24 protein-coding genes are annotated in these 25185 nt (G+C 73.4%); 12 read left to right on the top strand and 12 right to left on the bottom strand.

Features of this window, described 5'->3' with window-relative positions; genetic code table 11:
• Nucleotides 1–39: 39 nt before the first annotated feature.
• Nucleotides 40–615: a hypothetical protein gene (locus tag QF030_RS06910; RefSeq protein WP_307161760.1), complete on the bottom strand. Its 576-nt coding sequence runs from the start codon at nucleotides 613–615 to the stop codon at nucleotides 40–42.
• A gap of 105 nt (nucleotides 616–720) precedes the next feature.
• On the bottom strand, nucleotides 721–1506 hold the full coding sequence (locus tag QF030_RS06915; RefSeq protein ID WP_307161761.1) for a glutamate racemase: 786 nt from the start codon (nucleotides 1504–1506) through the stop codon (nucleotides 721–723).
• Between the two features lie 69 nt (nucleotides 1507–1575).
• Between QF030_RS06915 and QF030_RS06920 the strand changes: the two genes are divergently transcribed.
• Nucleotides 1576–2739, top strand: a complete 1164-nt coding sequence (locus tag QF030_RS06920) for a glycosyltransferase (RefSeq protein ID WP_373428881.1) — start codon at nucleotides 1576–1578, stop codon at nucleotides 2737–2739.
• A gap of 48 nt (nucleotides 2740–2787) precedes the next feature.
• Here the strand turns inward: QF030_RS06920 and QF030_RS06925 are convergent, their stop codons facing one another.
• Nucleotides 2788–4101 carry a TerD family protein gene (locus tag QF030_RS06925; RefSeq protein WP_307161763.1) on the bottom strand — a complete coding sequence of 438 codons (1314 nt, stop codon included), beginning with the start codon at nucleotides 4099–4101 and terminating at the stop codon, nucleotides 2788–2790.
• A 280-nt stretch (nucleotides 4102–4381) separates the two neighbouring features.
• On the opposite strand from QF030_RS06925, the gene QF030_RS06930 reads away from it, so the two are divergent.
• The 4 genes from QF030_RS06930 to QF030_RS06945 all read left to right on the top strand — a co-directional run bounded on the left by QF030_RS06930 (nucleotide 4382) and on the right by QF030_RS06945 (nucleotide 9007).
• Nucleotides 4382–4801 carry a DUF6643 family protein gene (locus QF030_RS06930; RefSeq protein ID WP_307161764.1) on the top strand — a complete coding sequence of 140 codons (420 nt, stop codon included), beginning with the start codon at nucleotides 4382–4384 and terminating at the stop codon, nucleotides 4799–4801.
• Nucleotides 4802–4840: 39 nt separating this feature from the next.
• A complete protein-coding gene (locus QF030_RS06935) occupies nucleotides 4841–5665 on the top strand; it encodes an MOSC domain-containing protein (RefSeq protein ID WP_307161765.1) in 825 nt (274 codons plus the stop codon).
• 181 nt (nucleotides 5666–5846) lie between these two features.
• Nucleotides 5847–6452 (top strand): Rv1733c family protein, encoded by a 606-nt coding sequence (locus QF030_RS06940; protein WP_307161766.1) that lies wholly within the window; start codon nucleotides 5847–5849, stop codon nucleotides 6450–6452.
• Nucleotides 6453–6559: 107 nt separating this feature from the next.
• Entirely contained in the window at nucleotides 6560–9007 is a 2448-nt protein-coding gene (locus tag QF030_RS06945; RefSeq protein WP_307161767.1) for a right-handed parallel beta-helix repeat-containing protein, read from the top strand.
• Between the two features lie 5 nt (nucleotides 9008–9012).
• Here QF030_RS06945 and QF030_RS06950 read toward each other — a convergent pair whose 3' ends face one another.
• Complete coding sequence (locus tag QF030_RS06950) at nucleotides 9013–11358, bottom strand: hypothetical protein (RefSeq protein ID WP_307161768.1); 2346 nt, start codon at nucleotides 11356–11358, stop codon at nucleotides 9013–9015.
• A gap of 280 nt (nucleotides 11359–11638) precedes the next feature.
• On the opposite strand from QF030_RS06950, the gene QF030_RS06955 reads away from it, so the two are divergent.
• Both QF030_RS06955 and QF030_RS06960 read left to right on the top strand, forming a co-directional pair.
• Nucleotides 11639–12469, top strand: coding sequence for a DeoR/GlpR family DNA-binding transcription regulator (locus QF030_RS06955; RefSeq protein ID WP_307161769.1), 831 nt, complete (start codon nucleotides 11639–11641; stop codon nucleotides 12467–12469).
• 55 nt (nucleotides 12470–12524) lie between these two features.
• The gene (locus tag QF030_RS06960) at nucleotides 12525–12995 is read left to right on the top strand and encodes an SRPBCC family protein (RefSeq protein WP_307161770.1); all 471 of its coding nucleotides are present in this window, start codon (nucleotides 12525–12527) and stop codon (nucleotides 12993–12995) included.
• Nucleotides 12996–13034: 39 nt separating this feature from the next.
• On the opposite strand, the gene QF030_RS06965 is transcribed toward QF030_RS06960, so the two are convergent.
• Nucleotides 13035–14159, bottom strand: a complete 1125-nt coding sequence (locus tag QF030_RS06965; RefSeq protein WP_307161771.1) for a PLP-dependent cysteine synthase family protein — start codon at nucleotides 14157–14159, stop codon at nucleotides 13035–13037.
• Between the two features lie 396 nt (nucleotides 14160–14555).
• Between QF030_RS06965 and QF030_RS06970 the strand changes: the two genes are divergently transcribed.
• Nucleotides 14556–14879 carry a hypothetical protein gene (locus tag QF030_RS06970; protein WP_307161772.1) on the top strand — a complete coding sequence of 108 codons (324 nt, stop codon included), beginning with the start codon at nucleotides 14556–14558 and terminating at the stop codon, nucleotides 14877–14879.
• 213 nt (nucleotides 14880–15092) lie between these two features.
• Complete coding sequence (locus QF030_RS06975; RefSeq protein ID WP_307161773.1) at nucleotides 15093–15629, top strand: ATP-binding protein; 537 nt, start codon at nucleotides 15093–15095, stop codon at nucleotides 15627–15629.
• Nucleotides 15630–15713: 84 nt separating this feature from the next.
• Here QF030_RS06975 and QF030_RS06980 read toward each other — a convergent pair whose 3' ends face one another.
• The 3 genes from QF030_RS06980 to QF030_RS06990 are packed head-to-tail and all read right to left on the bottom strand — an operon-like array spanning nucleotide 15714 to nucleotide 19320.
• A complete protein-coding gene (locus QF030_RS06980; RefSeq protein ID WP_307161774.1) occupies nucleotides 15714–18275 on the bottom strand; it encodes an ABC transporter permease in 2562 nt (853 codons plus the stop codon).
• Nucleotides 18272–19030 (bottom strand): ABC transporter ATP-binding protein, encoded by a 759-nt coding sequence (locus QF030_RS06985; protein WP_307161775.1) that lies wholly within the window; start codon nucleotides 19028–19030, stop codon nucleotides 18272–18274. The genes QF030_RS06980 and QF030_RS06985 overlap by 4 nt, the downstream gene beginning before the upstream one ends.
• Nucleotides 19027–19320: an SHOCT domain-containing protein gene (locus QF030_RS06990; protein WP_307161776.1), complete on the bottom strand. Its 294-nt coding sequence runs from the start codon at nucleotides 19318–19320 to the stop codon at nucleotides 19027–19029. Before QF030_RS06990 ends, QF030_RS06985 begins: the two co-directional genes overlap by 4 nt.
• 213 nt (nucleotides 19321–19533) lie before the next feature.
• Here QF030_RS06990 and QF030_RS06995 point away from each other — a divergent pair, with 213 nt between their 5' ends.
• From QF030_RS06995 to QF030_RS07005, 3 genes are read left to right on the top strand one after another with little or no spacing between them, the layout of a single operon-like run.
• Nucleotides 19534–20100: a TetR/AcrR family transcriptional regulator gene (locus QF030_RS06995; protein ID WP_307161777.1), complete on the top strand. Its 567-nt coding sequence runs from the start codon at nucleotides 19534–19536 to the stop codon at nucleotides 20098–20100.
• A gap of 8 nt (nucleotides 20101–20108) precedes the next feature.
• Nucleotides 20109–20693: a DUF4865 family protein gene (locus QF030_RS07000; RefSeq protein ID WP_307161778.1), complete on the top strand. Its 585-nt coding sequence runs from the start codon at nucleotides 20109–20111 to the stop codon at nucleotides 20691–20693.
• Nucleotides 20690–21598 (top strand): phosphotriesterase family protein, encoded by a 909-nt coding sequence (locus QF030_RS07005; protein ID WP_307161779.1) that lies wholly within the window; start codon nucleotides 20690–20692, stop codon nucleotides 21596–21598. Before QF030_RS07000 ends, QF030_RS07005 begins: the two co-directional genes overlap by 4 nt.
• A gap of 22 nt (nucleotides 21599–21620) precedes the next feature.
• On the opposite strand, the gene QF030_RS07010 is transcribed toward QF030_RS07005, so the two are convergent.
• From QF030_RS07010 to QF030_RS07025, 4 genes are all read right to left on the bottom strand, one after another.
• The gene (locus tag QF030_RS07010; RefSeq protein ID WP_307161780.1) at nucleotides 21621–22043 is read right to left on the bottom strand and encodes a PPOX class F420-dependent oxidoreductase; all 423 of its coding nucleotides are present in this window, start codon (nucleotides 22041–22043) and stop codon (nucleotides 21621–21623) included.
• Between the two features lie 30 nt (nucleotides 22044–22073).
• Nucleotides 22074–22958: an NAD(P)-dependent oxidoreductase gene (locus QF030_RS07015; RefSeq protein WP_307161781.1), complete on the bottom strand. Its 885-nt coding sequence runs from the start codon at nucleotides 22956–22958 to the stop codon at nucleotides 22074–22076.
• A gap of 237 nt (nucleotides 22959–23195) precedes the next feature.
• Nucleotides 23196–24440, bottom strand: coding sequence for an ROK family protein (locus QF030_RS07020; RefSeq protein ID WP_307161782.1), 1245 nt, complete (start codon nucleotides 24438–24440; stop codon nucleotides 23196–23198).
• A gap of 27 nt (nucleotides 24441–24467) precedes the next feature.
• Entirely contained in the window at nucleotides 24468–25130 is a 663-nt protein-coding gene (locus QF030_RS07025) for an alpha-ketoglutarate-dependent dioxygenase AlkB family protein (RefSeq protein WP_307161783.1), read from the bottom strand.
• Nucleotides 25131–25185 lie beyond the last annotated feature (55 nt).

A 25185-nucleotide genomic window follows, 5' to 3' on the forward strand; every position in this document is an offset into this window, starting at 1 on the left:
GCCCGGCCGCCTGCCCTCGGCGTCTGCCCGGTGCGGACGTCAGGATCTGGCTTCGGGGGTGGTCGTCCGCAGCCGGGCCCTGATGACCCGCACCGCCGACTCCGCGTCGTCCACGGTGATCGTGAACGTGTGGCCGTCCCACAGCCGCAGCACCACGCCCTCGCCACGGCGGACCACGACGGCCGTGCCCTTCTCCGGCCGCCAGCGGTAGCCCCAGCCGCCCCAGTGGCGCGGAGTGACGAGCGGTTCGAAGTCGGCCCCGGCGACATGGGCCAGCGGGATCCGGCGGCGCGGCAGCCCGATGTGGCCGCAGCGCACCTCGAGCGAGTCCTTGTCGAGCTTCAGATCGACGTGGACGAAGGCGAGGGTGCCGAACAGAACCAGCAACCCGGCGGCGATACAGCCGACGACGGACATGGCGAGCGGGGCGATGCCGGACGTCCACGCGGACTGGACGGCGAGCTCGATGCCGAGCGCCATGCAGGCGGCTCCGACGAGCGCCAGCAGCCACTGGAACCGGTTGGTGGCGCGCCCGGTCCAGACGTCGGGATGCGGGGCGTCGGCATGCGGGACGTCGGGAAGCGGGATGCTCTCGTCGTGGGGGTGGTCCCTCATATTCATGAGGTTACTCAGGTTTCGCTGCGCCGCCAGCACGTAGCGCAGGGTGACTGCTCCGCCGCGGCGACGGGCGGCTCCGAGGCGCCTGCCGGTGCCCGGGGGTCACTGGGCGGGGCTGACGGCCTCCAGAAGCCGGCCTTCCGCGTAGGCGAGGGCGGGCGCCGGGAGAGCGCCCGGACGGCCGCTGAGGAGCACGGTCACCGTGCCGAGCGGCGCCGCCTCGGGCGCGGGGCGCGCGCCGATGCGGCGCAGTGCCTGCGCGGCCACGGCGCCGGCCGAGCCGTGCAGGACGAGCGGCGGTCGCCCGGGGCGCTGCACGGCGGCCCGGATGCGGTCGGCGACCAGTTCGTAGTGGGTGCACCCCAGGACGACGGTCGTCACTTCCTCCGGGGTGAGGGCGGCGGCCGAGGTGATCGCGGCGTCGATCGCCGCCTCGTCCGCCTGCTCGACGGCCTCCGCCAGTCCCCAGCAGGGCACCTCGGCGACGGTGACATCCCCGGCGAAGTCCCGGATGAGGTTGCGCTGGTAAGGGCTGCCTGTGGTGGCGGGGGTGGCCCAGATGGCGACGGGGCCGCCGCCGGCCGCGGCCGGCTTGATCGCCGGGACGGTGCCGATCACCGGGATGCCAGGTTCGAGGAGGGTCCGCAGCGCGGGCAGGGCGTGGACGGTCGCCGTGTTGCAGCCGACGATGAGTGCCTCGGGCCGGTGCGCGGCGGCGGCCGCGGCGACGGCCACGGCTCGCTCGGTGAGGTCCTGCGGGGTGCGCGGTCCCCAGGGCATGCCGTCGGGGTCGAGGGAGAGCACGAGATCGGCGTCGGGCCGCAGGCGCCGTACCTCGGCGGTGGCCGCCAGCAGGCCGATTCCGGAGTCCATGAGCGCGATCTTCACCCGGCCACCATAGACGATGTGCTCTTGCGGCCCGGCGGCGTGGGGCAGACTGCGCGCGTGAGCGCCATCGTGTGGATCGCCGCCGTGACTCTGGCCGCCTGGCTGTGGCTTCTGCTCTGTCAGGGCTTCTTCTGGCGGACCGACGTCAGGCTGCCGGCCCGGGAGGAGCCGCGGGAGTGGCCGTCCGTCTGCGTCGTCGTCCCCGCGCGCGACGAGGCGGCGGTGCTGCCCGCGAGCCTGCCCTCCCTACTGGCGCAGGACTACCCGGGGCGGGCGGAGATCTTCCTCGTCGACGACGGCAGCTCCGACGGAACGGGAGAACTGGCGCGCACACTCGCCCGGCAGCGGGGCGGGCTCCCGCTGACCGTGGACTCGCCGGGCGAACCTCCCGAGGGCTGGACCGGGAAACTGTGGGCGGTACGCCACGGCATCGGCCTGGCACGCGCGCGTGAGCCCGAGTACCTCCTCCTCACGGACGCCGACATCGCGCACCGGCCCGACAGTCTGCGGGAGCTGGTGGCGGCGGCGCGCGCCGGAGGGTTCGACGTCGTCTCCCAGATGGCGCGGCTGCGGGTGGAGAGCCTGTGGGAGCGGCTGGTGGTGCCGGCCTTCGTCTACTTCTTCGCGCAGCTCTACCCCTTCCGGCGGATCGGCCGACGGGGGGCGCGGACGGCGGCCGCGGCCGGGGGCTGTGTCCTGCTGCGCACCGACGCCGCCGAGCGGGCGCGGATCCCGGACGCCATCCGGCACGCCGTCATCGACGACGTGGCGCTCGCGCGGGCCGTGAAGGGCGCGGGGGGCCACATCTGGCTGGGGCTCGCCGACCGCGTGGACAGCGTGCGCCCCTACCCGAGGCTGCACGATCTGTGGCGGATGGTCTCGCGCAGCGCCTACGCCCAGTTGCGGCACAGTCCGCTGCTGCTGACCGGCACGGTGCTCGGCCTCGCGCTGGTGTACCTGGTGCCTCCGTCGGCGCTGGTCGGCGGGCTCGCCGCCGGCAGCACGGTCACCGCGGTGCTCGGCGGTCTGGCATGGCTGGTGATGGCGGGGACGTACGTGCCGATGCTGCGCTACTACCGTCAGCCGCTGTGGCTCGCTCCGCTGCTGCCGTTCACCGCGTTCCTCTATCTGCTGATGACGGTCGACTCCGCGGTGCAGCACTACCGGGGACGGGGCGCCGCCTGGAAGGGCCGCACCTACGCCCGTCCGGAGGCCGTCGCGGACGAGGGCTGAGCCGGCGCACCGGGCCCCGCCGGGACGGGGCCCGGTGCGTCGGGACCTCTATTTGCGGCCCGGCGTCCAGTTCATGCCCCAGCCGTAGGTGTAGTCGACGGTCCGCTGCGGGCTCACCCCGCGCTCGGGCACCAGGTAGCGGGCCTCGCGCTGGACGACCATGTCACCGCCGCTGTTGGTGATCAGCGCGAGCGCGCACACCGTGGAGGGGACCGTGCACTCGTCCAGGGAGAAGTCGATCGCGGCGCCGAACTGCGGCTGCAACGTGACCGTGGCGTGCAGGTCGGCGAAGGAACGGGCGCCTTCGTAGATGGTCACGAAGACGAGGATGCGCCGGAAGTCGTTCATGTGGTCGAGGTTCACGGTGAGGTTCTCACCGCTCGTCACGGCGCCGGTACGGTCGTCGCCGTCGAGGTGGATGTACGGCGGCTGGTGCAGGGCGCCGAAGGCGTTGCCGAGGGCCTGGACCACACCCTTGCGGCCGTCGGCGAGCTCGAACAGGGCGCACAGGTCGAGGTCGAGGTCGTTGTGCATGGCGACCGCGCGACCGCGCTTGCTGCCCCATCCGGAGAACTGCTTGCGCACCTCCCAGTTCAGGTTCACGCGCAGGGCGCCCGAGGTGCCGCCCTGCTTGCTCAGGGACACCGAAGGGGCGGCCTTGGTCAGCGTCACCTTGGTCAGCCGGACCGGCGCGACGGGCGGAGCCGGCGGCGGGGGCGGAGCCTGGTGGACGGGCGGGGGCACGGTGGCGGGGAAGGCGGGCATGGTCGGCTGCTGCGCCGGCGGGACCTGCCGGACCGGCGGGGCGGGGGCGACCGCCTGCTGTGGTTCGTCCACGGCGATCCCGAAGTCGGTGGCCAGGCCTTCGAGGCCGCTGCCGTAGCCCTGGCCGACGGCCCGGAACTTCCAGGCGCCCTGGCGACGGTAGAACTCCCCCAGGACGAAGGCCGTCTCCACCGTCGCGCCGGCGCTGTCGAACCGCGCCACGACGGTGCCCTGCGCCGCGTCCCGTACCTCGATGTAGAGGTCCGGCACCTGGCCGAACGAGCCGCCGTCCGACGAAGCCGCGAGGACGATGGTCTCGATCGCGGGCTCCACGCGTGCGAGGTCGACGAGAAGGCTGTCGGTCACCCGGCCCCCGGCGTCGCGCTTGCCCTCGTGGCGGACGGCTCCGGAGGAGTGGGCGGGCTGGTTGTAGAAGACGAAGTCCGCGTCGGAACGGACCTTTCCGCCCACCAGCAGCAGGGCCGACGCGTCCGTGTCCGGAACGCCCGTTCCCGAGCGCCAGCCCAGTTCGACCCGCAGGGCCGTGGTCGGCACCGGAGCATTGGACCCCTTCGACATTGACATGTACGCCCCCATCGCGTGTCGGTGCACCGGGCCGCGCGCCTCGGCACCCTCGGGTTGTCTTTGCGGCCAACCTATTCCGAGGGACGGCGATCTCCCATCGGGAGCACGGGATCAGCCCTGACCAACCGCTGGTAACCCGCTGAGAACCGGGCCTTTACACGATCGGAAGGACGCTCGCCGTCCCTTTTCCCCAAGTTCGCTCGCATTGGGGGTCCGAGGTCACCGCGGACACGGAAATCAACCCTCTTATCGGTCTCCCCAACCAGCACATCGTGGGCTTAACTTATGTGCCATGACCTCCCCCCGCTCCACCTATGGCGGCGGCTACTACGCCTCCTTCCCGGACACTCCGATCTACGACTCGCTCGTGGCCGAGCGGGGCACCCCGCAGATCGCCCCGATCCGGGTCCCCGCCGCGTACGACATGGGCAACAGCCACCTGCCCGCGCTGCCGTCGGCGCTGCCCGCCCTCTCCGCGGGCCCCTCGCAGGCCTACGGCTACCCGCAGGCGCAGCAGCCCGCGCCGTTGCAGCAGGCTCCGGCGGCGTACATCCCGCAGCAGGCGCCGCGCGGCTACCCCGGACCCCAGGCGCAGCAGCAGCCGCGTCCGGCGGGCCCCGGCACGGGCTACGACGCCATGCGTCCGGCCGCTCCCCGGCCCGCCGCGCCCCAGTACCAGGACCCGTACAACCAGCAGTACCGGGGTTACTGAGCCCACGGGGTCGTCGGCGCCACCTGGCAGGATGACCCCATGGGGTATGCGGAGCTGCTGTCGATTCACGTCCATCCGGTCAAGGCGTTCCGGGGCCAGGCGCCCCGGGAAGCCGTCGTGGAGCCCTGGGGGCTGGCCGGTGACCGACGCTGGGCGCTGATCGACGACGGGGGAAAGGTCGTCACGCAACGTCAGCAGCCGCGCCTCGCGCTGGCCGCCGCCGAGCTCCTGCCCGGCGGCGGTGTCCGGCTGTCCGCGCCCGGCCTGGAGCCGCTGACGGTGCCGGTGCCCGACCCGGTGGGCACGGTGTCGATGGAGATCTTCCGTGACAAGGTGGAGGGGGTCCTCGCCGACGACGCCGCGCACGCCTGGTGCAGCGCCCACCTCGGCGCCCACGTGCGGCTGGTGCACATGGACGACCCCGCGACCCGCCGGCCCGTCGACCCCGGGTACGCGCTGCCCGGCGAGACGGTGACCTTCGCCGACGGATATCCCCTGCTGGCCACCACGACCGCTTCGCTGGACGCCCTCAACTCGCTGATCCTCCAGGGCGAGCACGCCGAGGAGGGTCCGCTGCCGATGAACCGTTTCCGGCCGAACCTGGTGCTGACAGGCACCGAACCGTGGGCGGAGGACGGCTGGTCCCGCCTCGCGGTCGGCGAGGTCGAGTTCCGGGTCGCCAAGCCCTGCGGCCGATGCGTCGTGACCACCACCGACCAGGGCGGCGCGACCCGCGGCAAGGAACCCCTTCTCACCCTGGGCCGGCATCGGCGCATCGGCGGCAAGCTGGTCTTCGGACAGAACCTGGTGCCCCTCGGTCACGGCACGGTCGCAGTCGGGGATCCCGTGCGCGTCACCGCATAGTTCCGGCCTGAACGGGAGGCCGGGCGATCCGCGGGAACCCCCGCCCGGCGCCGGAGCGTTGGGATCGGGTGAGACGTTCATGAGGGGTCCCGGGCTCTGGTGATTTCGCTCTCTCTTCCCCGGGCTCGCGCGCGAACGGCTCCGACGGGGGTTATCACGGAGCGGGAAGGGGGTGCGGGCGGTGCGAGCGATCGGTGGAATCTGGCGCTGGCGACACAACCCGCTGCGCCGTACGACGGACCTGGTCGAGGCGTGGGTGGCCTTGTCGGCTCTGCTGCTGATCCTTTTCGTCGCGCCCGTGGTGGGTTCCCTGGTCGGCGCCGTGGCACAGGACGTCCTCCAGCAGTCGGTCCACGAGCAGCGGCAGTCCCGCCATCAGGTCACCGCCACCGTGGTACGCGAGGCGGACGGTTCGCCGCTCGACATGGACCCGGAGACGGCCACCGGCCGGGAGAGCCGGACCCGGGTCGTCGCGCGCTGGACGGCGCCGGACGGCACGGCACGGCACGGCACCGTCCTGGCGGGCCTCAGGACCCCGCACGGCGGCGACCGCTTCGGGATATGGACGGACGGTCGCGGCACTCCGGTGGCCCGCCCGCTGGACTCCGCCACGGCGACGACGCACGCCGTGCTCGCCGGCTTCGGCGCGGCCCTGCTCACCGCGGGCGCCGTCGAGGCGTGTCGGCGGCTGATCGTCTGGCGCATGGTCCGTCGCCGGTACGCCCGTTGGGACCGGGCCTGGGACCGGGCGGGCCCGGACTGGGGCCGCACCGGCACCGGCAGTTGACGGCCTTCCGTCTCTGGTCAACCCACCACCCGCGCGCACGCTACGGTGGTCCGGCCGAACCATTCGGCATCAACCCGCGTACCACGAGGTGGGGGCACAGCAACGCCATGGCACAGGGCACGGTCCAGGTGACGCACACCGGCACATCGAGGTGGCGCCGCCGCACGGGTGAGTACGCGTCGCTCGCCGCCGCCCTGGAGGCCGCGGCCGAGGGCGATGTCCTCACCATCGCTCCCGGGACCTATCGGGAGAACCTGGTCGTGGAGCGGTCGGTGACGCTGCGCGGACCCGAGGGCTCCCCCGGTTCCGTGCGCCTCGCGCCCGTGGACGGAGTGCCGTTGACCGTGCGCGCCTCGGCGGTGGTCCAGGACCTGCATGTGGAGGGCCAGGACGCGGCCGCGCCCGCGGTGCTCGTCGAGGACGGCACACCGGAGCTGCTGGACATGCGGATCGTGACGCGGTCCGCGGCGGGCATCGAGGTACGGGGCAGTGCCCGCCCGACCGTCCGGCGGTGCACCGTCGACAACCCGGCGGGGATCGGCATCGCCGTGGTCGACGGCGGCGGTGGTGTCTTCGAGGAGTGCGAAATCGTCGCGGCGGGTCAGGCGGGCGTCTCGGTGCGCGGCGGCGGCCACCCCCGGCTGGAGCGCTGCCGGGTGCACCACACGTCGGGCGCGGGTCTGAGCGCGACCGGCGACGGCTCCTCCCTGGAGGCGGTGGGCTGCGAGGTCTACGAGGTCCGGGGCAGCGGCGTCCAGATCACCGCCCGGGCCACCGCGCACCTCACCGACTGCGATGTGCACCGCACGACCTCCGACGGCGTCACGCTCGACACGGACGCCGTGCTCACCCTGGCCGACTGCCGTATCCACGACATCCCGGAGAACGCGGTCGACCTGCGCTCGCGTTCCGTACTGACGCTGACCCGCACGACGGTGCGTCAGTTCGGTCGCAACGGGCTGTCGGTGTGGGACCCGGGCACCCGCGTGGACGCCAATCAGTGCGAGATCTTCGACAGCACCGGCGACTACCCGGCCGTCTGGGTCAGCGACGGCGCCACCGCCGTCCTCGACTCCTGCCGGGTGCACGACGTGCCCGACGCCCTGTTCGTCCTCGATCGGGGCTCCCGGGCGGACGTCGTGGACAGCGACCTGTCCCAGGTGCGCAACACGGCGGTGTCGGTGAGCGACGGGGCGACCGCCCAGCTCGACGACTGCCGGATCCGGGACGCGGCGACCGGCGCGTGGTTCCGCGACCACGGCAGCGGCGGGACCCTCAGCAACTGCACCGTGGACGGCACCCAGACCGGCGTGATCGTCACCAAGGGCGCCGACCCCACCGTCGAGCGCTGCACCGTCGACTCCCCCGCCGAGGCCGGCTTCTATGTGTCGGCCGGCGGTCGCGGCACCTTCCTGAACTGCCGGGTGACGAACAGCGGCGGCTACGGCTTCCACGTCATAGACGGCAGTCGTACGACGCTGCGCAAGTGCCGCACGGAGCGCTGTGCGCGCGGCGGGTACGAGTTCGCCGACGCCGGGGCGGACGCGGGCCCGGGCTCCGGTCCCGTGGTCGAGGACTGCACCAGCGACGAGAGCGCCGGCGTGCGGACGCCCGGGGCCGTGTCGGCGTCGGAGCCGGCCGTGCAGATCACGGCCCGGTCGCCGGGTCTGCTGGGCGCCGTCCCCGAGCAGCGGGTCACCGCGCCGCAACCGCAGGGGCTTGCCGGTGAGCCGGAGACGTCCGTGCGGACCTCGAAGGACGTGCTCGGCGAGTTGGACACGCTGGTGGGCCTGGAGAGCGTCAAGCGCGAGGTGCGGGCCCTCATCGACATGATCGAGGTGGGCCGGCGCCGTCAGCAGGCGGGGCTCAAGGCCGCGTCCGTCAAGCGCCACCTGGTCTTCACCGGCTCTCCCGGCACCGGAAAGACGACGGTCGCCCGCCTCTACGGCGAGATCCTCGCCGCCCTGGACGTGCTCGAGAAGGGCCATCTCGTCGAGGTGTCCCGCGTCGACCTGGTCGGCGAGCACATCGGCTCGACGGCGATCCGCACCCAGGAGGCCTTCCAGCGGGCGCACGGCGGTGTGCTGTTCATCGACGAGGCGTACGCGCTGTCGCCGGAGGACGCGGGCCGCGACTTCGGCAAGGAGGCCATCGACACCCTGGTGAAGCTGATGGAGGACCACCGGGACTCCGTGGTGGTCATCGTGGCGGGCTACACGGCCGAGATGGAGCGGTTCCTCTCGGTCAACCCCGGTGTGGCGTCCCGCTTCTCACGGACCATCACCTTCGGTGACTACGGCCCCGACGAGCTGTTGCGGATCGTGGAACAGCAGGCCGAGGAGCACGAGTACCGGCTAGCCGCGGGCACTGCGGACGCCCTGCGGAAGTACTTCACGGAGCTTCCCAAGGGCCCCGCCTTCGGCAACGGGCGTACCGCTCGCCAGACGTTCGAGGCGATGGTGGAGCGGCACGCGAGCCGGGTCGCCCAGGTGGCCGAGCCGAGCACGGACGAGCTGACGCTTCTGTTCGCGGAGGATCTGCCCGAGTTGCTCTGATCCCCTCAGGTGCGCTGCCCGGGCAGCTCCGGGCGCAGCCGTCCCAGCAGCATCTCGCGCTCCTGCGCGAACGCCGGGTCGGCCTGGTAGTCGGAGTGGCCCAGGATCGGCGCGGGCAGCGGGTGTTCCTCGGTGCGGCCGTACGTGAGCGGGTCGGCGAGGGGCTCGCGGTCCACCTGAGGACCGCAGTCGTCGCCGGTCAGCCGGACCGGGCCGCCGATGGGATCGGTCAGCCGGTACAGGTTGCGCCAGCAGGCGATCTCCTCGTGCAGGGCGGCCAGTGCGGCCGGGCCGAAATGGGCCGGGAACCAGCGGCCGTAGAGGCGCTCGATCGGGGAGCCGTAGGTGAGCAGGGCGACCCGTCTGCGGTCGGAGGGTTTCAGCTGCCAGGCCGCGGCGGCCGCGAGGACGCTGCCCTGGGAGTGACCGGAGATCACCAGACGTCCGCCCGTGGCGCGCGTCCAACCGGCCATCCGCCAGGTCAGGTCGGGGACCGCGCGCTCGGCGTAGCAGGGCGGGGCGAAGGGGTGGGCGGCGCGCGGCCAGAAGGTGCCGACGTCCCAGAGAATGCCGATCGTGCGCCGCGCGGAGGCGTCCTTGTAGGCGCGTCGGCCCCAGGTGACGAAGAGGACGAAGCCGAGGCCGATGAGCCAGGAGCCCATCGCCTGCGCGGTCTGGGCGGCGCCCTGGACGAAGGGCGGGGCGCCGTCTCCCGCGCGGACCGGGGTCTTCCCGGTACCGAAGGCGCCGACGAGCGCGCCCGCGCCCAGGAGCAGGGTCGCGGTGGAGACGACGGCGACGAGCAGGGGGCCGCGGTCGGTGAGCGTGGCCATCGCGCGGGCACGGGCGACGTGACGGGTGCGGGCCGGGTCGCCCGGCGCGACGCCGTACTCGCGGCCCACCGCGTCCTGCTCGGCCCAGGTGAGCAGCCAGGTCTGCCGGCCGAGCGCCGCGCACAGCACCGACAGGACGACGAGCAGCACGGGGATCACGGACGCCTGCCAGGTCAGCAGCACGGGCGGACCGTCAAGGAAGGTCCCGGTGCCGTCCAGCCAGTCCGACACCCGCTGCGACACCCCGCCCGACATGACTCCGCCGAGCGCACAGGCCAGCATCGCGACCGCGGGCCCGCCGAGCCCGCGCAGGGCACAGCGCTCCTGCTGGACGAGCTGAACCCGCTCGACGGCGGTGGCACCGCTCGGATCCGCCGCCGCGGAGCGCTCCCGTGGGCAGTGGTGCAGGACGCGGGCGACCGCCGCGAGGGCGATCACCAGGGCGCCCTGGGCGAGGGCGATTCCGCCGAAGGTCGCGTCGCCGGGGAGCCGGCCCTCGGAATGCCAGTCGGGGCGCTCCCACCCGGCATACACCAGGGTGAGGGCGAGCAGGAGGAGGGCGGCCGAGGGCAACCGGTGGACGAGGTGCGCGTCGACGCGGCGGTCGAGGCGGTGCTCGCTGCGGCCCCGGCGGCACACCACCCACACCGTGGCCAGCGCGCCCGCCGTCAGGGAGGCCTCCAGCAACCGGCCGAGACCGTCGAGGAGGGCGGGGCCGCCGGGCCGGCGGTCCTCGCGAACGGCCGCCGTGCCGACCGCCGCGGCGACCGTCAGCAGTCCCGCCGCGGTGTGCGCCGCGCGCAGGCGGGCCACCAGCCGGCGCCCGTACCAGAAGCCGGGCCGGCCCAGTGCCGTGTGGCCGGGGCCGTTCTCGGGTTCGGGCGCGCGGTCGAGGGGTTCCTGGGACTCGTACGCCCGCCAGGTGCGGTGGGACAGGTACCAGAGGAGCCCGACGAGGGCGGTCGGGACCAGGGCGGCGAGTGCGAGCCGGCGGCCGGGCAGACTCCACCAGCCGCCGTCGGACACCGCCGGTGAGAGGAAGCCCAGCCAGGAGTGACGCTCGGCGCACGCGGTCGTGCCCGCGCACTGCCAGGCGGTCAGATCGAGGGCGACCTCGCAGGCCGCGGCGACGAGCAGCACCGTCAGGCTCAGCGCCGCGAGCCTGACGAGCAGCCCGTACAGACGCACGGCGCGGACGTCCTCCCGTGCGGGGGGGCGCATCCAGTGGGCGAGGTTGACGACCATGAACGGCAGCAGCAGGAGCCACAGGGCGCGGGTGCCGTTGCCGGAGGTGAGGTTGGACCACACATAGGCTTCGGGGACCGGGGTGTCGCGGCCGCGGTCGTCGGCGGGCCCGGTGTCCGCGGTGACGTCGTCGGCGCGCCGGAACACCGCCGCCGTGTCGTCGCCGGCGATCCGCACCGTGCGCGGATCGTTCAGCATCCTCTCGGGCGTGGCGCCACCCACGCCGTGGACCAGGAGTTCCAGGGCCGGTCTGTCCGCAGAGGCACGTTCCACTGTTCGCACTCCCCCCGTGACACGCCTTCGACATGTGTCGTGCGGACATAAGGATCGCCCCTCCAAGGGCTTGATACACCTCCCGTCACGGAACCTCCCCGGACCGCGTGAGGATCGCCCACGCCACGCGTGAGTGGCATGCACGCGTCGGGGTGGTGGACCAGCTGTGAGCAAGCCGTGCGAGGATGGGACGCCCCCGCACCGGAATCGGCGAGAATGGCCTCGTCGGAGCAGGTGAGCGGGCCTGTCGGACGGGTTGAGGGAAAGGACCGGAGCGTACGTGAGTGAGAATCAGAACCTCCTCGCGGAGCAGCGCCGCGCCCTGATCCTGGACGAGGTACGCCGTCGGGGCGGCGTACGGGTCAACGAGCTGACCCGCAAGCTCGGCGTGTCGGACATGACGGTGCGCCGCGACCTCGACGCGCTGGCGCGCCAGGGTGTCCTGGAGAAGGTGCACGGCGGCGCCGTGCCGGTCGTGGAGGCGAGCACCCACGAGCCGGGCTTCGAGGCGAAGTCGGGCCTGGAGCTGACCGCCAAGGAGGACATCGCGAAGGCGGCGGCGGAACTCGTCGTCCCGGGCAGCGCGATCGCGCTCTCGGGCGGTACGACGACGTACGCGCTGGCGCATCATCTGGTGGACGTGCCGGATCTGACCGTGGTGACCAACTCGGTGCGCGTGGCGGACGTCTTCCACGGGGCGCAGCGCACCTCGGGCCCCCGGCAGGGCGCGGCCACGGTCGTGCTGACCGGCGGGGTGCGCACGCCGTCCGACTCGCTGGTGGGTCCGGTCGCCGACCAGGCCGTCGCGGCGCTCCACTTCGACGTGCTGTTCCTCGGTGTGCACGGGATATCGGCCGAGGCCGGGCTGTCGACGCCGAACCTCGCGGAGGCCGAGACCAACCGGCGCCTGGTGCAGTCGGCGCGCCGGGTCGTGGTGGTCGCGGATCACACCAAGTGGGGTGTGGTGGGCCTGAGTTCGTTCGCGGCGCTGGAGCAGGTCGACACCCTGGTGACGGACGCGGGGCTGCCGGAGGCGGCGCGCGTGGAGGTCTCCGAGCATCTGCGGCGGCTGGTGATCGCGGGCGAGCCCGGTGAGGGTACAGACATCTGACGGGCTCGCGGCTAGGGTGGCGCACCCGTTTCCTCGCCATGAGGAGGTTGTGCGCATGGCTCACCGGTTGCGTCCCGAAGGGCTTCCGTTCGTCGAGACCGCCCCCGTACGGCTGGTTTTCGAGCGGGAGATGTCCGCTCCTCCCGAACTCGTCTTCCGCGCCCTCGCCGAGGATGTGTCCGGCTGGACGGAGTGGTTCCCGGCCGTGACGTCCGTCCGGCCCCTGGACGGCGGCGCGGGGCGCGACGTACGGCTCAGGGGCGGCACGCGTTTCCGGGAGACGGTGCTCGTGGCGAAGGAGCCGGAGGTGTACGCCTACCGCGTGGACGTGACCAACGCGCCGGGCGTCCGGGCGCTGGTCGAGGAGTGGCGGCTGTCGCCGGCCGGGGCGGGGACGCGGGTGCGGTGGACGTTCGCCGCCGACGGCAACGGGGCGGTGCGGACGGTCCTGCGGCTGGCCCGGACGGGCCTGGGGCGGTCGTTCCGGGACGCGGTGACGAGGCTGGACCGCCGGCTCGGCCCGTGAGCGCCCCGGTCCGTCCGCCCGGGTGGCGCCCACCGGAGGTCAGGCCGGCCACACGCCCGTGGCCAGCAGCGACTCGATGGCGGCGGTGTACGGGGCGATGTCCAGGCCCTGCTCGGCGAGCCAGGCGTCGGAGTAGTACTTGTCGAGGTAGCGGTCGCCCGGGTCGCACAGCAGGGTGACGACGCTGCCGCGGTGTCCCTCGGCCACCATCTCGGCGACGATCTTCAGCGCGCTCCACAGGCCGGTGCCGGTCGAGCCGCCCGCCTTGCGGCCGATGGCCCGTTCCAGGGCGCGTACGGCGGCGACGCTGGCCGCGTCGGGGACCTTCATCATCCGGTCGACGGCGCCCGGCACGAAGCTCGGTTCCATGCGTGGCCGGCCGATGCCCTCGATGCGTGAGCCGCAGTCGCAGGTGACGTCCGGATCGCCGGTGGTCCAGCCCTCGAAGAAACACGAGTTCTCGGGGTCGGCGACGCAGATGCGGGTGTTGCGCCGCGTGTAGTGGACGTACCGGGCGAGGGTCGCGGAGGTGCCGCCGGTGCCCGCCGTGGCCACGATCCAGGCGGGCTCCGGGAACCGCTCCCACTCCAGTTGCCGGAAGATGGATTCGGCGATGTTGTTGTTCCCTCGCCAGTCCGTGGCCCGTTCGGCGTAGGTGAACTGGTCCATGTAGTGGCCGCCGCTGTCCACCGCGAGACGGGCGGACTCCTCGTACATCGTGCGGGAGTCGTCGACGAAGTGGCACTGACCGCCGTGGAACTCGATCAGGCGGATCTTCTCGGCGCTCGTCGTGCGCGGCATGACCGCGATGAAGGGCACGCCGATCAGCTTGGCGAAGTACGCCTCGGAGACGGCCGTCGAACCGCTGGACGCCTCGATCACCGGGCGGCCCGGCCTGATCCAGCCATTGCACAGGCCGTAGAGGAAGAGCGAGCGGGCGAGCCGGTGCTTGAGGCTGCCGGTGGGGTGGGTCGACTCGTCCTTGAGATACAGGTCGATGCCCCACTTCTCGGGGAGCGGGAAGTGCAGCAGATGCGTGTCGGCCGAGCGGTTCGCGTCGGCCTGGACCTTGCGGACGGCTTCTTTGAGCCAGTCGCGGTAGGCGGTGTCGCTGCGGTCGACGTCGAGGGTGGCGCCGGTTCTGCTCTGCTGGGGGGTGGTCACGGCGGGGCTCCTTCAGGCTTCGCGCCGACGGTGGTCCGCGCGGCCGACGCACCGATCATAAGCACCATCCGCACGCTTCTCACCTGCATAAACACACCTTTGAGCGCCTCAAAGGCGCTCCTGGGGGGCGGCTTCGGGCGCGCGGGGGCGCATTCCCGCGAATGCTCCGGGCGGGTGGCGCCGAAGCGTCGTGCGCACTGGTGCTCGGCGCCGGGCGCGGGCAGACTGCACCGGGTCGGGCCAAGGTCCGGGCGGGGTGATGACGCCGGTCCGGACGCGGGTCCGGACGGGGGCGCACACCGGATCGAGGACGAGTTCGATCACGACGCGGGCTGGATCACGACCCACGCGGGTGCACGGTTCGGCTCGCCCGGGCACACAAGGGGGCGGGGAGGCATGGCGGAGCCGGAGTTCACGGCTACGGGCGTGCGCATCGGCAAGCGGCTGCGTTCGCTCACCCGAGCCGGCCAGGTCCGGATCAGCGACGGCAGGCTGGAGTTGCTGACCAGCTACGGCAGCGAGATCGACAGTGCGCCGGTGCAGGCGGTCCGCGCCTCCAGGCCCTGGTTCGCGCCGGAGGACCGGGCCCTGGCCGACCTCAACGGCCAGCGGTATCTACTGACTCTCGGTCACCACGACCCGGCTCCGGGGGAACCGGGGCCGCCCGCGGCGCGCCGCTTCATCGAGGCCGTGCGCAGGGCGGCGGGGCGCGGCGGCTGAGCCGGCGCCGACGGGGCCGGACGGGTGGCCGGGCCGACGCGAGTTGCGGCATTGCGACCGCTGCGCCACTCTGGTCTCACGTCACTCTGGGTTTACCGGCGATAACGCTGCGAACCAGCCCGCCGGTCACGACAGCAGGCGGCCGCCTTGCGCAGACGCTCTGCTCGATCCGAATCCCGTGTTCTTCCGGACCTAAGTCGGGGAGTCGCAGCCGTGATCACCAACCCGAACAGGCACTGCACGGTCGAGCTTCAGGCCCTGCCGTCGCGGATCGGCCAGGTCCGCAGAATCGTATCGGCGCAGTTGCGCTACTGGCATATGGATCCGCTCATAGACCGCGCCGCGCTCGGTGTGACGGAGTTGTTGACCAACGTCCATCTGCACGCGCAGCCCGACAAGACGTGCGTCGTGGAGATGGAGCTGCTGCTCGACCGGCTCACCGTCTCCGTGCGTGACCACGACCCGCGCCTGCCGGTCGTGGGGGCCGTGGACGACGAGGCGCTCGCCACCTGTGGGCGCGGCCTGGCCATGGTGGCGGCGGTGAGCGAGAGCTGGGGCGCCCGGCCGGACGGCGAGTCCGGCAAGGTCGTGTGGTTCACGCTGCCGGCCCCGGTCGCCACCCGGGAGCTGTCGGCGCGTCCGCCGCGCCGTACGCCCCGGGAGCAGGTCGCGCCCCGGTTCACGGAGGTCGTCGCGGTCGACGACCTGCGGCCCGCACATGCCCCCGCCCGGTCGGCCGTCGTCGGCTGACCGGGCGGTGACGTCACCTTCGGGGCGTAGGCCGCCGCGGGCCCCGGTGACAGGGCCCCGGGAGGTACGCCGTTCGGGTGTACGTCACTCCGTGGCGATGGCCCGCAGTACGTCCAGGCGGGCCGCTCGCCGGGCCGGACGCAGTCCGGCGAGTGCTCCGGCGGCGACGCCCACCAGGGCGACCACGGCGAGTCGCGCGGGCGGCAGCGCGAAGGCGAAGGCGCTGTCGCTCGCCCCGTCGGAGGCCCGGACCAGCACCCAGCCGAGGAAGACGCCGAGAGCCAGGCCGCCCGCCGTGCCGAACGCGGCGAGCAGGACGGACTCCCAGCGGACCATGGCCCGCAGCTGGGACCGGGTCTGGCCGACGGCCCGGAGCAGGCCCAGTTCGCGGGTGCGTTCGTGGATCGCCAGGGTCAGCGTGTTGGCGATGCCCAGCAGGGCGATGAGGACCGCGAGGGCGAGCAGGGCGTAGACCAGGGTGAGCATCATGTCGATGCCGCCGGCCGAGGACCGCGCGTACTCGGCGCGGGTCTGCACCTCGGGGTCGCCGTACCCGGCGGCGATCTTCTCCACGGCCGCCTTGCCCTCGGCCGTGCTCACACCGTCCGCGAAGGAGACCGCGAGCAGCGTGTCGGCGTCCTGGGTTCGGTGGGGGGCCCAGGCCGCGCGGGTGATGACGTAGTCGCCCACGAGTTCGGAGCGGCCGTAGACCGCGCGTACGGTGAACGTCTTCTCGTCGCCGTCCGTGAAGGCGAGCCGGGTGGTGTCACCGGGGGTCAGATGCCGGCGGCCCGCCTCCTGCCGGGTGATCGCGATGCCGTCGGCGCCGAGGGTGCCGAGGTCGCCCTGGACGGCGCCGAGGTCGAAGGTGCGGCGCAGGGCGACCGGGTCGGTGACGGTCAACGCCCGCCCCTTCCCGTCGACTTCGGCGACTCCCCGGCCGAGTCCGACGGCCGTGTCCACCTGGGGGAGTTCACCGAGGGCCGGGGCGAGCGCGGGGCTGAGTCCGCTGCCGCCCGCGCCGAAGGAGGGGGTGCTGACGGCTACGTCGCCCGCGAAGGAGCGGGCGACGGTCTGGTCCATCGTCGCCTTGAGGGAGGCCCCGAACACGGTGAAGAGCGAGACCACGGCGACGCCGATCATCAGCGCGCCGGCGGTGGCCGCCGTCCGCTTCGGGCTGCGCAGGGCGTTGCGGCGGGCGAGGCTTCCGGTGACACCCCGCAGCCGGTCCAGCGGGCTGCCGAGGACCCGTACGGCGGTGCCGGAGGCGACCGGACCGAGGACGACGAAGGCGATCAGGGCCAGGACGGCTCCGCCTCCGGCCAGCCATACGGACGGGGAGACCAGGACGCCGGTGAGGGTGGCCGCGACGGCGAGGGCGAGCAGGCCCGCGCCGGTGACGGCCCGCGGGCGGGAGGCGCCGGCAAGGTCCACGGCCGTCTCGCGCAGCGCGGCCAGCGGGGCGGCGCGGCCGGCGCGCACGGCGGGCATCAGCGCGGACCCGAGGCAGACCAGGACGCCGACCGCCAGGGGGAGGGCCAACGACAGGCCGCCGATCACCAGTTCGCCCTCGGGGAAGGGGAATCCGATGGCCGGGAACAGTGCCTGGAGGCCGGCGGCGATACCGAGGCCGCCCGCGAGTCCGGCGGCGGAGGCGGTCACGGCGACCGCGACGGCCTCGAGGAGCGTGGCCTCGGCGACCTGGCGGCGGGAAGCGCCGAGAGCGCGCAACAGGGCGTTCTCTCGGGCGCGTTGGGCCACGACGATCGCGAACGTGTTGTGGATGGAGAAGGTCGCGACCAGCAGGGCCACGCCGGAGAACACCAGGAGGAACGTGGTGAAGATGGTCAGGAACCGACTGGCGATCATGTCGGTGTTCTCCTGCGCGGACTCCTGACCGGTGATGGCCTCGACGCCCTCGGGCAGTACGGGAGTCAGCCGGTCGACCAGCTCCGACTGGCGCAGCCCCGGGTCGGCGCGCACGACGATGCTCGTCGCCCGGCCGGGCCCGGCGGTGAGGTACCTCTCGGCGTCGGCGCGGGTCATGCCGGTGAAGGTCACCTGCGCCATGCCGTCCTCGCCGCCGAAGGTGACGAGGCCGACGATCGTCACGCGCACGGGGTCGGGGGTGCGCAGCGTGGTGGTGTCGCCGAGCTTCAGGCCGCCCTTCTCGGCGGTGCCCCGGTTGATGACGACCTCGCCGGACCGGGCCGGCGCGCGGCCCTCGGCGAGCCGGTAGGGGTTGAGCTTCGGGTCGGTGATCCAGTTGCCCGCGACGGTGGGCGGCCCCTGGCCGCCGATCGGCTCGCCGTCGCTGCCGACGAGCTGCCCCGCGCCCTGGATGTCGGGGGCGACGGCCGCGACGCCGGGGACGGCCGCGACGGTGTCGACCAGGTCCGTGGGGACGGGCTGTCGCACGCCCTGGCTCTCGCCGGGGGTGGTGATGGCGTCCGCGCCGCGCACGACGGCGTCGGTGCCCGCGGTCGCGTTGCCGAACATCGAGTCGAAGCCGGCCCGCAGGGTGTCCCCCATGACCAGCGTTCCGGCCAGGAAGGCCACACCGAGGAAAACGGCGAGGAAGGTTCCGGCGAAGCGGCGGCGGTGGGCGCGGAGCGACGAGAGGCTGAGCCGCAGGGACGCGTTCACGACGGCACCTCGAAGGCTTTCAGGCGGTCCAGGACGCGGTCGGCGGTCGGGGAGTCCATGCGGTCGACGAGCCGTCCGTCGGCGAGGAAGACGACCTCGTCGGCGTGGGCGGCGGCGACCGGGTCGTGGGTGACCATGACGACCGTGCGGCCGGTCCGGCGTACGGTGCGGGCGAGGAGGCCGAGCACCTCTCCCCCGGTGCGGGAGTCGAGGTTGCCGGTGGGCTCGTCGGCGAAGACCACGTCCGGCCGGCCGGCGAACGCCCGTGCCACGGCGACGCGCTGCTGCTGGCCGCCGGAGAGCTCGGAGGGTCGGTGACGGAGCCGGTCGCGCAGCCCGACGACGTCCACCAGGGCGTCGATCCACTCCGACTCGCCGCGCTCACCCGCCAGGTCCAGGGGCAGCCGGATGTTCTCCTCGACGGTCAGGGTCGGCACCAGGTTGAACGCCTGGAAGACGAACCCGATCCGGTCGCGACGCAGGAGGGTGAGGCGACGGTCGTCGAGCGTACGCAGTTCGGTTTCACCGATGTACGCGCCGCCCGAGGTGAGGGTGTCCAGACCGGCGGCACAGTGCATCAGGGTGGACTTGCCCGAGCCCGACGGGCCCATGATCGCGGTGAACCGTCCGGCCGGGAAGGCCACGTTCACCCCGTCCAGGGCCCGTACGGCGGTGTCGCCGACGCCGTACACCTTCACGGCGTCGACGACCCGCGCGGCGTTCCGCGTGGCCGTGGCGGCGGTCGCGGTGCTCATGCCGCACCGCCCTTGCCCGTGCGGCCGAACTGCTCGTCCAGGACGGACAGCCGACGCCAGTACTCGTCCTCGTCGATCTCGCCGGAGGCGAAGCGACGGCCCAGGACGGCGAGCGGCGAGTCCCCGGTGGGCCGGGGGTCGCCGACCGCGCTCCAGGAACCGCGGCGGCCCCGCCACACCGTGCGGCGCAGGAGCGTCACGACGCCCACGACGACGGCCGCCCAGATCAGCGGGAAGAACAGGATCCACGGGCCGGGTCCGCCACCGTCCCAGTTCGCCAGGGTGTTCATCTCGGGTCATCTCCTCAGTGGGTCTGCGTGATGCCTCGAGCGTCCCGCCGGGCGGGGGTCGAAGTCGTCGTACGGCCAGCGGCAGTGGGCGTACCCCGCCGGGAGTACGCGCGCGTGTCCGGACTGCTCCTTCGAGGGTGTTCGGGGCGGTGTCACCGAGGAGCGCTCCTGGAGCGCTCGACTCTGTAACTACTGGTATGTACAGTTAGGATCATGAGCACTGCGGAGCGACTGATCGAGTCCACCAGAGAGCTGCTCTGGGAGCGCGGTTACGTGGGGACCAGCCCCAAGGCGATCCTGGAGCGGGCGGGGGCCGGGCAGGGCAGCATGTACCACCACTTCAAGGGCAAGCCCGACCTCGCCCTGGCGGCGATCCGGCGGACGGCCGACGAGCTGCGGGCCACCGCCGAGGGCGTACTGGACGGGCCGGGCACGCCGTACGAGCGCATCGAGGCATACCTGACGCGCGAGCGGGACGTGCTGCGCGGCTGCCCCGTCGGGCGCCTGACGATGGATCCGGAGGTGATGGCGAGCGACGAGCTGCGCGCCCCCGTCGACGAGACGATCGACCGGATCCGTGAACGGATCGCGCACCTCGTCGAAGAGGGCCAGGAGCAGGGGCAGTTCGGGCCCGGGCTGGACGGCGAGGCGATCGCCGCCACCGTCGTCGCGACCGTCCAGGGCGGATACGTCCTGGCCCGTGCGGCCGGTTCACCGACCGCCTTCGACGCGGGTGTCCGCGGACTGCTCTCGCTGCTCGCACCCCGCACGGCCGACTAGGAGGACCGATGCACGCCATGCAGTACGAGTTCACGCTGCCCGCCGACTACGACACAGGCGTCATCCACGCGCGCGCCGCCCGCGTCGGGCCGCTTCTCGACGACTGGCCGGGACTCGGCTTCAAAGCCGTCCTGCTGCGCGAACGCGGGGTACACGGTTCGTCCGTCAACCAGTACGCGCCGTTCTACCTCTGGAACACCATGGAAGGCATGAACGCCTTCCTCTGGGGCGACGGCTTCCAGCGCCTCAGCGACGACTTCGGGCGCCCGGCGGTCCGTCAGTGGACGGGCCTGGCGTACGAGGAGGGCGTCGCCGCCGGTTCCCCCGCCCTCTTCGCCGTGCGGCGGCGCGAGCCGGTCCCGGAGGAAGCGGCGCTGTCCGAGGTGGCACGGGAGACGGTGGCCGAGGCCGGCCGGCTGGCGCGGGAGGAGGGCGCGGTCCTCGCGGCGGCGGCAGTGGACACGAGCCGCTGGGAGAGCGTGCACTTCTCGCTCTGGGCGCACGACACGCCGAAGGCCGACGGCGACCTGTTCCAGGTGCTGCACCTGTCGGCACCTGGGCGTACCGCCCTGCCCGCGGGCCGGCAGTGGTGAGCTCCGTACGGACCGTGCTCGGGGATCTGCCGGCGGAGCGGCTCGGCGTGTGCGACGCGCACGACCACCTGTTCTTCGGCAGTCCCCGGCTGCCCGGTGAGGAGCTGGACAGCCGCTCCGCGGCGCGTGCCGAACTCGCCGCGTTCCGCGCGCAGGGCGGTGACGCCGTCGTGCAGTGGACGCCGTACGGTCTCGGGCGGCGGGCGGCGGATCTGCCGTCGCTGGCCCGCGAGGCCGGAGTGCACGTGGTGGCCGCCACGGGGCTGCACCAGGACGTCCACTACGACGGGGCGACGCTCGACGGTCTGCGGCACCGGCTCGCCGAGGTGTTCGTCACCGAACTGACCGAGGGCATCGGGACGTCCGGGGTCCGCGCCGGGCTCGTCAAGGTCGCGGGCGGGTTCCACGCCCTCGACGCGCACACCCGCTGGACGATGACCGCCGCGGCGGAGGCGCATCACGCGACGGACGCGCCGATCGCCGTCCACCTCGAGCTGGGCACCGGCGCGCTCGACGTGCTCGACCTGCTGTGCGGGGAGCTGGGCGTGCCCCCGCAGCGGGTGATCCTCGGGCATCTCAACCGCGCACCCGACGGGGTGGCGCACCGGCAGGCCGCCGAGGCGGGCTGCTGGCTCGCCTTCGACGGCCCGTCCCGCGCCCACCACGCCACCGACTGGCGGATGCCGGAGGCCGTACGGGCCCTGGCCGACGCCGGTTTCGGCGATCGGCTGCTGCTCGGCGGCGACACCACGACCGCGGCGGCCCGGTCGGTGGACGGCGGCCCCGGGATGCCGTATCTGCTGCGCCGGGTCCGGCCGCGGTTGGCGCTCGCCGTGGGCGAGGAGCTCGTGGCGCGGATCCTGGCGGAGAATCCGGGGCGGGCCTTCGGCGTCGAGTGGCGCTGAACGCGGGTCGGCCGCGGGGCGCTCAGGTGGATGCCTGGCCGCTGTCCTTGAGGGCGCCCCACCCGTGCCAGCGGTCGATCTCGATCCACGCGCTGACGCGGGAGCGGACCCGGTCGGGGTAGGGCTTGCCCGTGTAGTGGGTGGAGATGCGGTCGATGTCGGCCAGGCCTTCGTCCTCGCGCAGTTCCGCCACCCGTCCGATGAGGGTGACATGCGTGTACCAGTCGTCGGCGTCGAGAACGGTGAGGGTCAGGCGCGGGTCGCGGCGCAGGTGTCGCAGACGGACCCGGCCCTCGTCCAGGCTGATCAGGACGCGCCCGTCCTCCCAGACGTACCAGGTGGGGGTGGAGACGGGGGTCCCGTCGGAACGCAGGGTCGCCATCACGCAAGGGTTGGGGCGGCCCAGCAGTTCGACGGCCTCGGGCGGGAGCGGGGGCTTGGACACGGGATCTCCTCGCGGCTCGGGTGTCTCGGATCAGGGGTTCTCGTCGAAGCTGGCGAAGTAGGCGGCGACCATGTCCTCGTCACCGTGGCCCTGGGCGGCGGCCCGCTCCAGACGCTCGGCACTCGCCGCCGCCACATCCAGCCGGACGCCGTTGTCACGGCCGGCCTCGACGATCAGACGCGCGTCCTTGGCGGCCGTGGTCACCGCGAACTGCGGCGGCGAGAGCCGGTCGTCGAGGATCAGACCGGTCTTCGCCTTCAGGTACCCCATGTCCAGCGGGCCACCCGCGATCAGCTCGAAGAAGGCGTTTGGGTCGACGTCCAGGGACTGCGCCAGGGCGAGGATTTCACCGGCCGCGGCGGTGGCCGCGATGACCCAGCTGTTGGCCACCAGTTTCAGCCGCGTCGCGCTGCCCTCGGCGCCGTCCTCGCCCGTCCACACCGTCCGCGCGCCCACCGCGTCGAACACCGGCGACACAGCGTCGCGGTGCTCGCTCGGCCCCGCCGCCAGCACGGTCAGCTGACCGGCCTCGGCGGGTTGCCGGGTGCCCAGCACGGGCGCGTCGAAGAAGACGAGGCCGTGCGCGCGGGCGAAGGCGGCCAGGTCGCCGACGGCCCCGATCCCGGCGGTCGTCGACTGGACCCAGGCCGCTCCGGTACGCAGTCCGGGAGCGGCCTCGCGCATGACCTCCAGCGCGGCGGGGCCGTCGTAGAGCATCGTGAGGACGACATCCGCACCCTCGACGGCCTCCGCGGGGGTGTCGACGACGTGGACGCCGTCGGCGGTGAGCGGCTCGGCCTTGGCGCGGGTGCGGTTCCAGGCGCGCACCGTATGGCCGGCCCGGCCGAGGTTCTTGGCCATCGCGGCGCCCATGATGCCGGTGCCGAGCACGCTCACGGTGAGTTCGTCCGTCATGGCCTCAACCTACTTCGACGCGGCGCCGTCAGGCCGTCCAGCCACGCCTGGACCTGGTCGCCTCCCCCGCACGGGCCCGGCGGGTCAGGGTGTTCCCCGCGGCAAACGGCGGTTCGTGCGCCGCGCTGCGGTGCGTCCCAGGGGACCTCGGCACCGACGCCCGCGAGGAGGACCGAACCGCGTCCCGCTCCGAGCCCGGTGCTGCGGCAGGCAGGACCGGGCCACACGGCCTGCCGGTCACACGGGGCCCAGCGCCCCCAGCGGATCGTCCAGCACCGGCTGCCAGGCCAACTCTGCCGCGCCGACCAGGCTGTTGTGGTCCAGGGAGCAGGCGAGGATCGGGACGCCGCCGCTGCGGCCCCACAGGCTCCGGTCGGCGACGACGGCCCGCAGCCGGTCGGGGTCGGCATCCAGGAGAGTGCGGTGCAGACCGCCGAGGATGATGCGGTCGGGGTTGAGGATGTTCACCAGACCGGCCAGGCCGAGGCCGAGCCGGTCGATCAGGGCTTCGGCGGCCGTGCGGACCACCGGATCGCCGTACTCCTCGCCGATCAGTTCGTTGGCCTGCTGGAGCAGGGAACCCTCGGGGCCGGGCTCGCGGCCCGCGGTGGTGAGCAGGGCGAGCGGATCCGCCTCGACGTCGAGACAGCCCCGGCTGCCGCAGTAGCAGGGGCGGCCCTCCGGGTTGACCGTGAGATGGCCGACCTCCAGCGCGAGGCCCGAACTGCCCGTGTGCAGACGGCCGTCCAGCACCAGCGCGCCGCCGACGCCCCGGTGCCCGGTGGCCACGCACAGCAGGTCGCGGGCGCCGCGTCCGGCACCGTGCCGGTGTTCCGCCAGGGCGGCGAGGTTGACGTCGTTGCCCACGAACCCCGGGCCGGTGAGACCGGCGGCGCGGATCCGCTCGGCGAAGATCTCCCGCACGGGCGCGCCCACCGGCCACGCCAGGTGCAGCGGGTTCAGCGCCAGCCCCTCGGGTTCGGTGACCGCGGACGGTACGGCGAGCCCGGCGCCCACGCAGGTCCGGCCCGTCTGCCGCAGCAGTTCGGCGCCGGCGTCGACGGCGGCGCCGAGCACCTTGGCGGGATCGGCGTCGACGGTCTCGCAGCTGGGCGTGGTGGCGACGATCCGCCCGCCGAGACCGACCAGCGCGGCCCGGAACCCGTCGGCGTGGACCTGCGCGGCGAGGGCGACCGGCCCGCCTTCCGCGACCTCGAGCCGGTGCGAGGGGCGGCCCTGCGAACCGGCGGCGGCGCCCGGCCGCGCGTCGACCCTGATCAGGCCCAGCGCCTCCAGCTCCGCGGCGACCGCGCCGGCCGTCGCACGGGTGACACCGAGTTCGGCGGTCAGGACCGCGCGGGTGGGCGCCCGCCCGGTGTGCACGAGCTCCAACGCGGGCCCGAGCGCACCGCGCCCCCGGTCCAGCCGCGCTCTCGAGGTGGTCCCATCCCCCGCCGGCCGGGGGTCCGCCTTGCCGCTCATGAGGGCGAGTCTCCCATGATCCGTTCCTCAGGTGGCGTCGGGGAAGCCGCTCACCCGCAGGGTGATGTTGAGCCGTCCCGTCAGGCCCAGGCCGGCCGGCGCCGTGCCCGGCAGGACCCGCGGCACCCCGTGGTACGCGAGCCGCGACGGTCCCCCGAACACGAACAGGTCGCCGCTGCGCAACTCGACGTCGGTGTAGGGCCGGGTCCGGGTCCGCGGGTTGCCGAAGCGGAAGACGCAGGTGTCGCCGAGGCTCAGGGAGACCACCGGCGCCTCGGACTTCTCGTCGGCGTCACGGTGCATGCCCATACGGGCGTCGCCGTCGTAGAAGTTGATCAGCGCGATGTCGTACGCGGCTCCCCGGGCCGGCGCCGGTCCCAGTGCGTCGGCCACGGCGCGCCGGCCCAGCTCGCCCAGCCACGCGGGGAAGGGCTTGACGGGCGCGCCGTCGCCGTCACCGACCGTGCGGGCATAGGCGTACGGGTACCAGTGCCAGCCCAGGCAGACCTGGCGGGCGGTCATCGTGCCGCCGCCCGGCGTACGGACCGTGCGCAGGCCGGCCGGGGGACGGGCCCAGTCCCGGCAGGCGCGGAGCAGCTCACGCTGGTGTGCCGGATCCACCCAGTCGGGCACGTGCACCGCCCCCGGCGCCACCTGCGCACGTTCCCGCGGAAACAGCTCGGAGTCCATGGGTCCATCCTCCGCCATGGGTCCGACACCGGGCCTGAGCTGCTGCTCGGTTAGC

The sequence above is a fragment of the Streptomyces rishiriensis genome (assembly GCF_030815485.1).
GTDB lineage: Bacteria > Actinomycetota > Actinomycetes > Streptomycetales > Streptomycetaceae > Streptomyces > Streptomyces rishiriensis_A.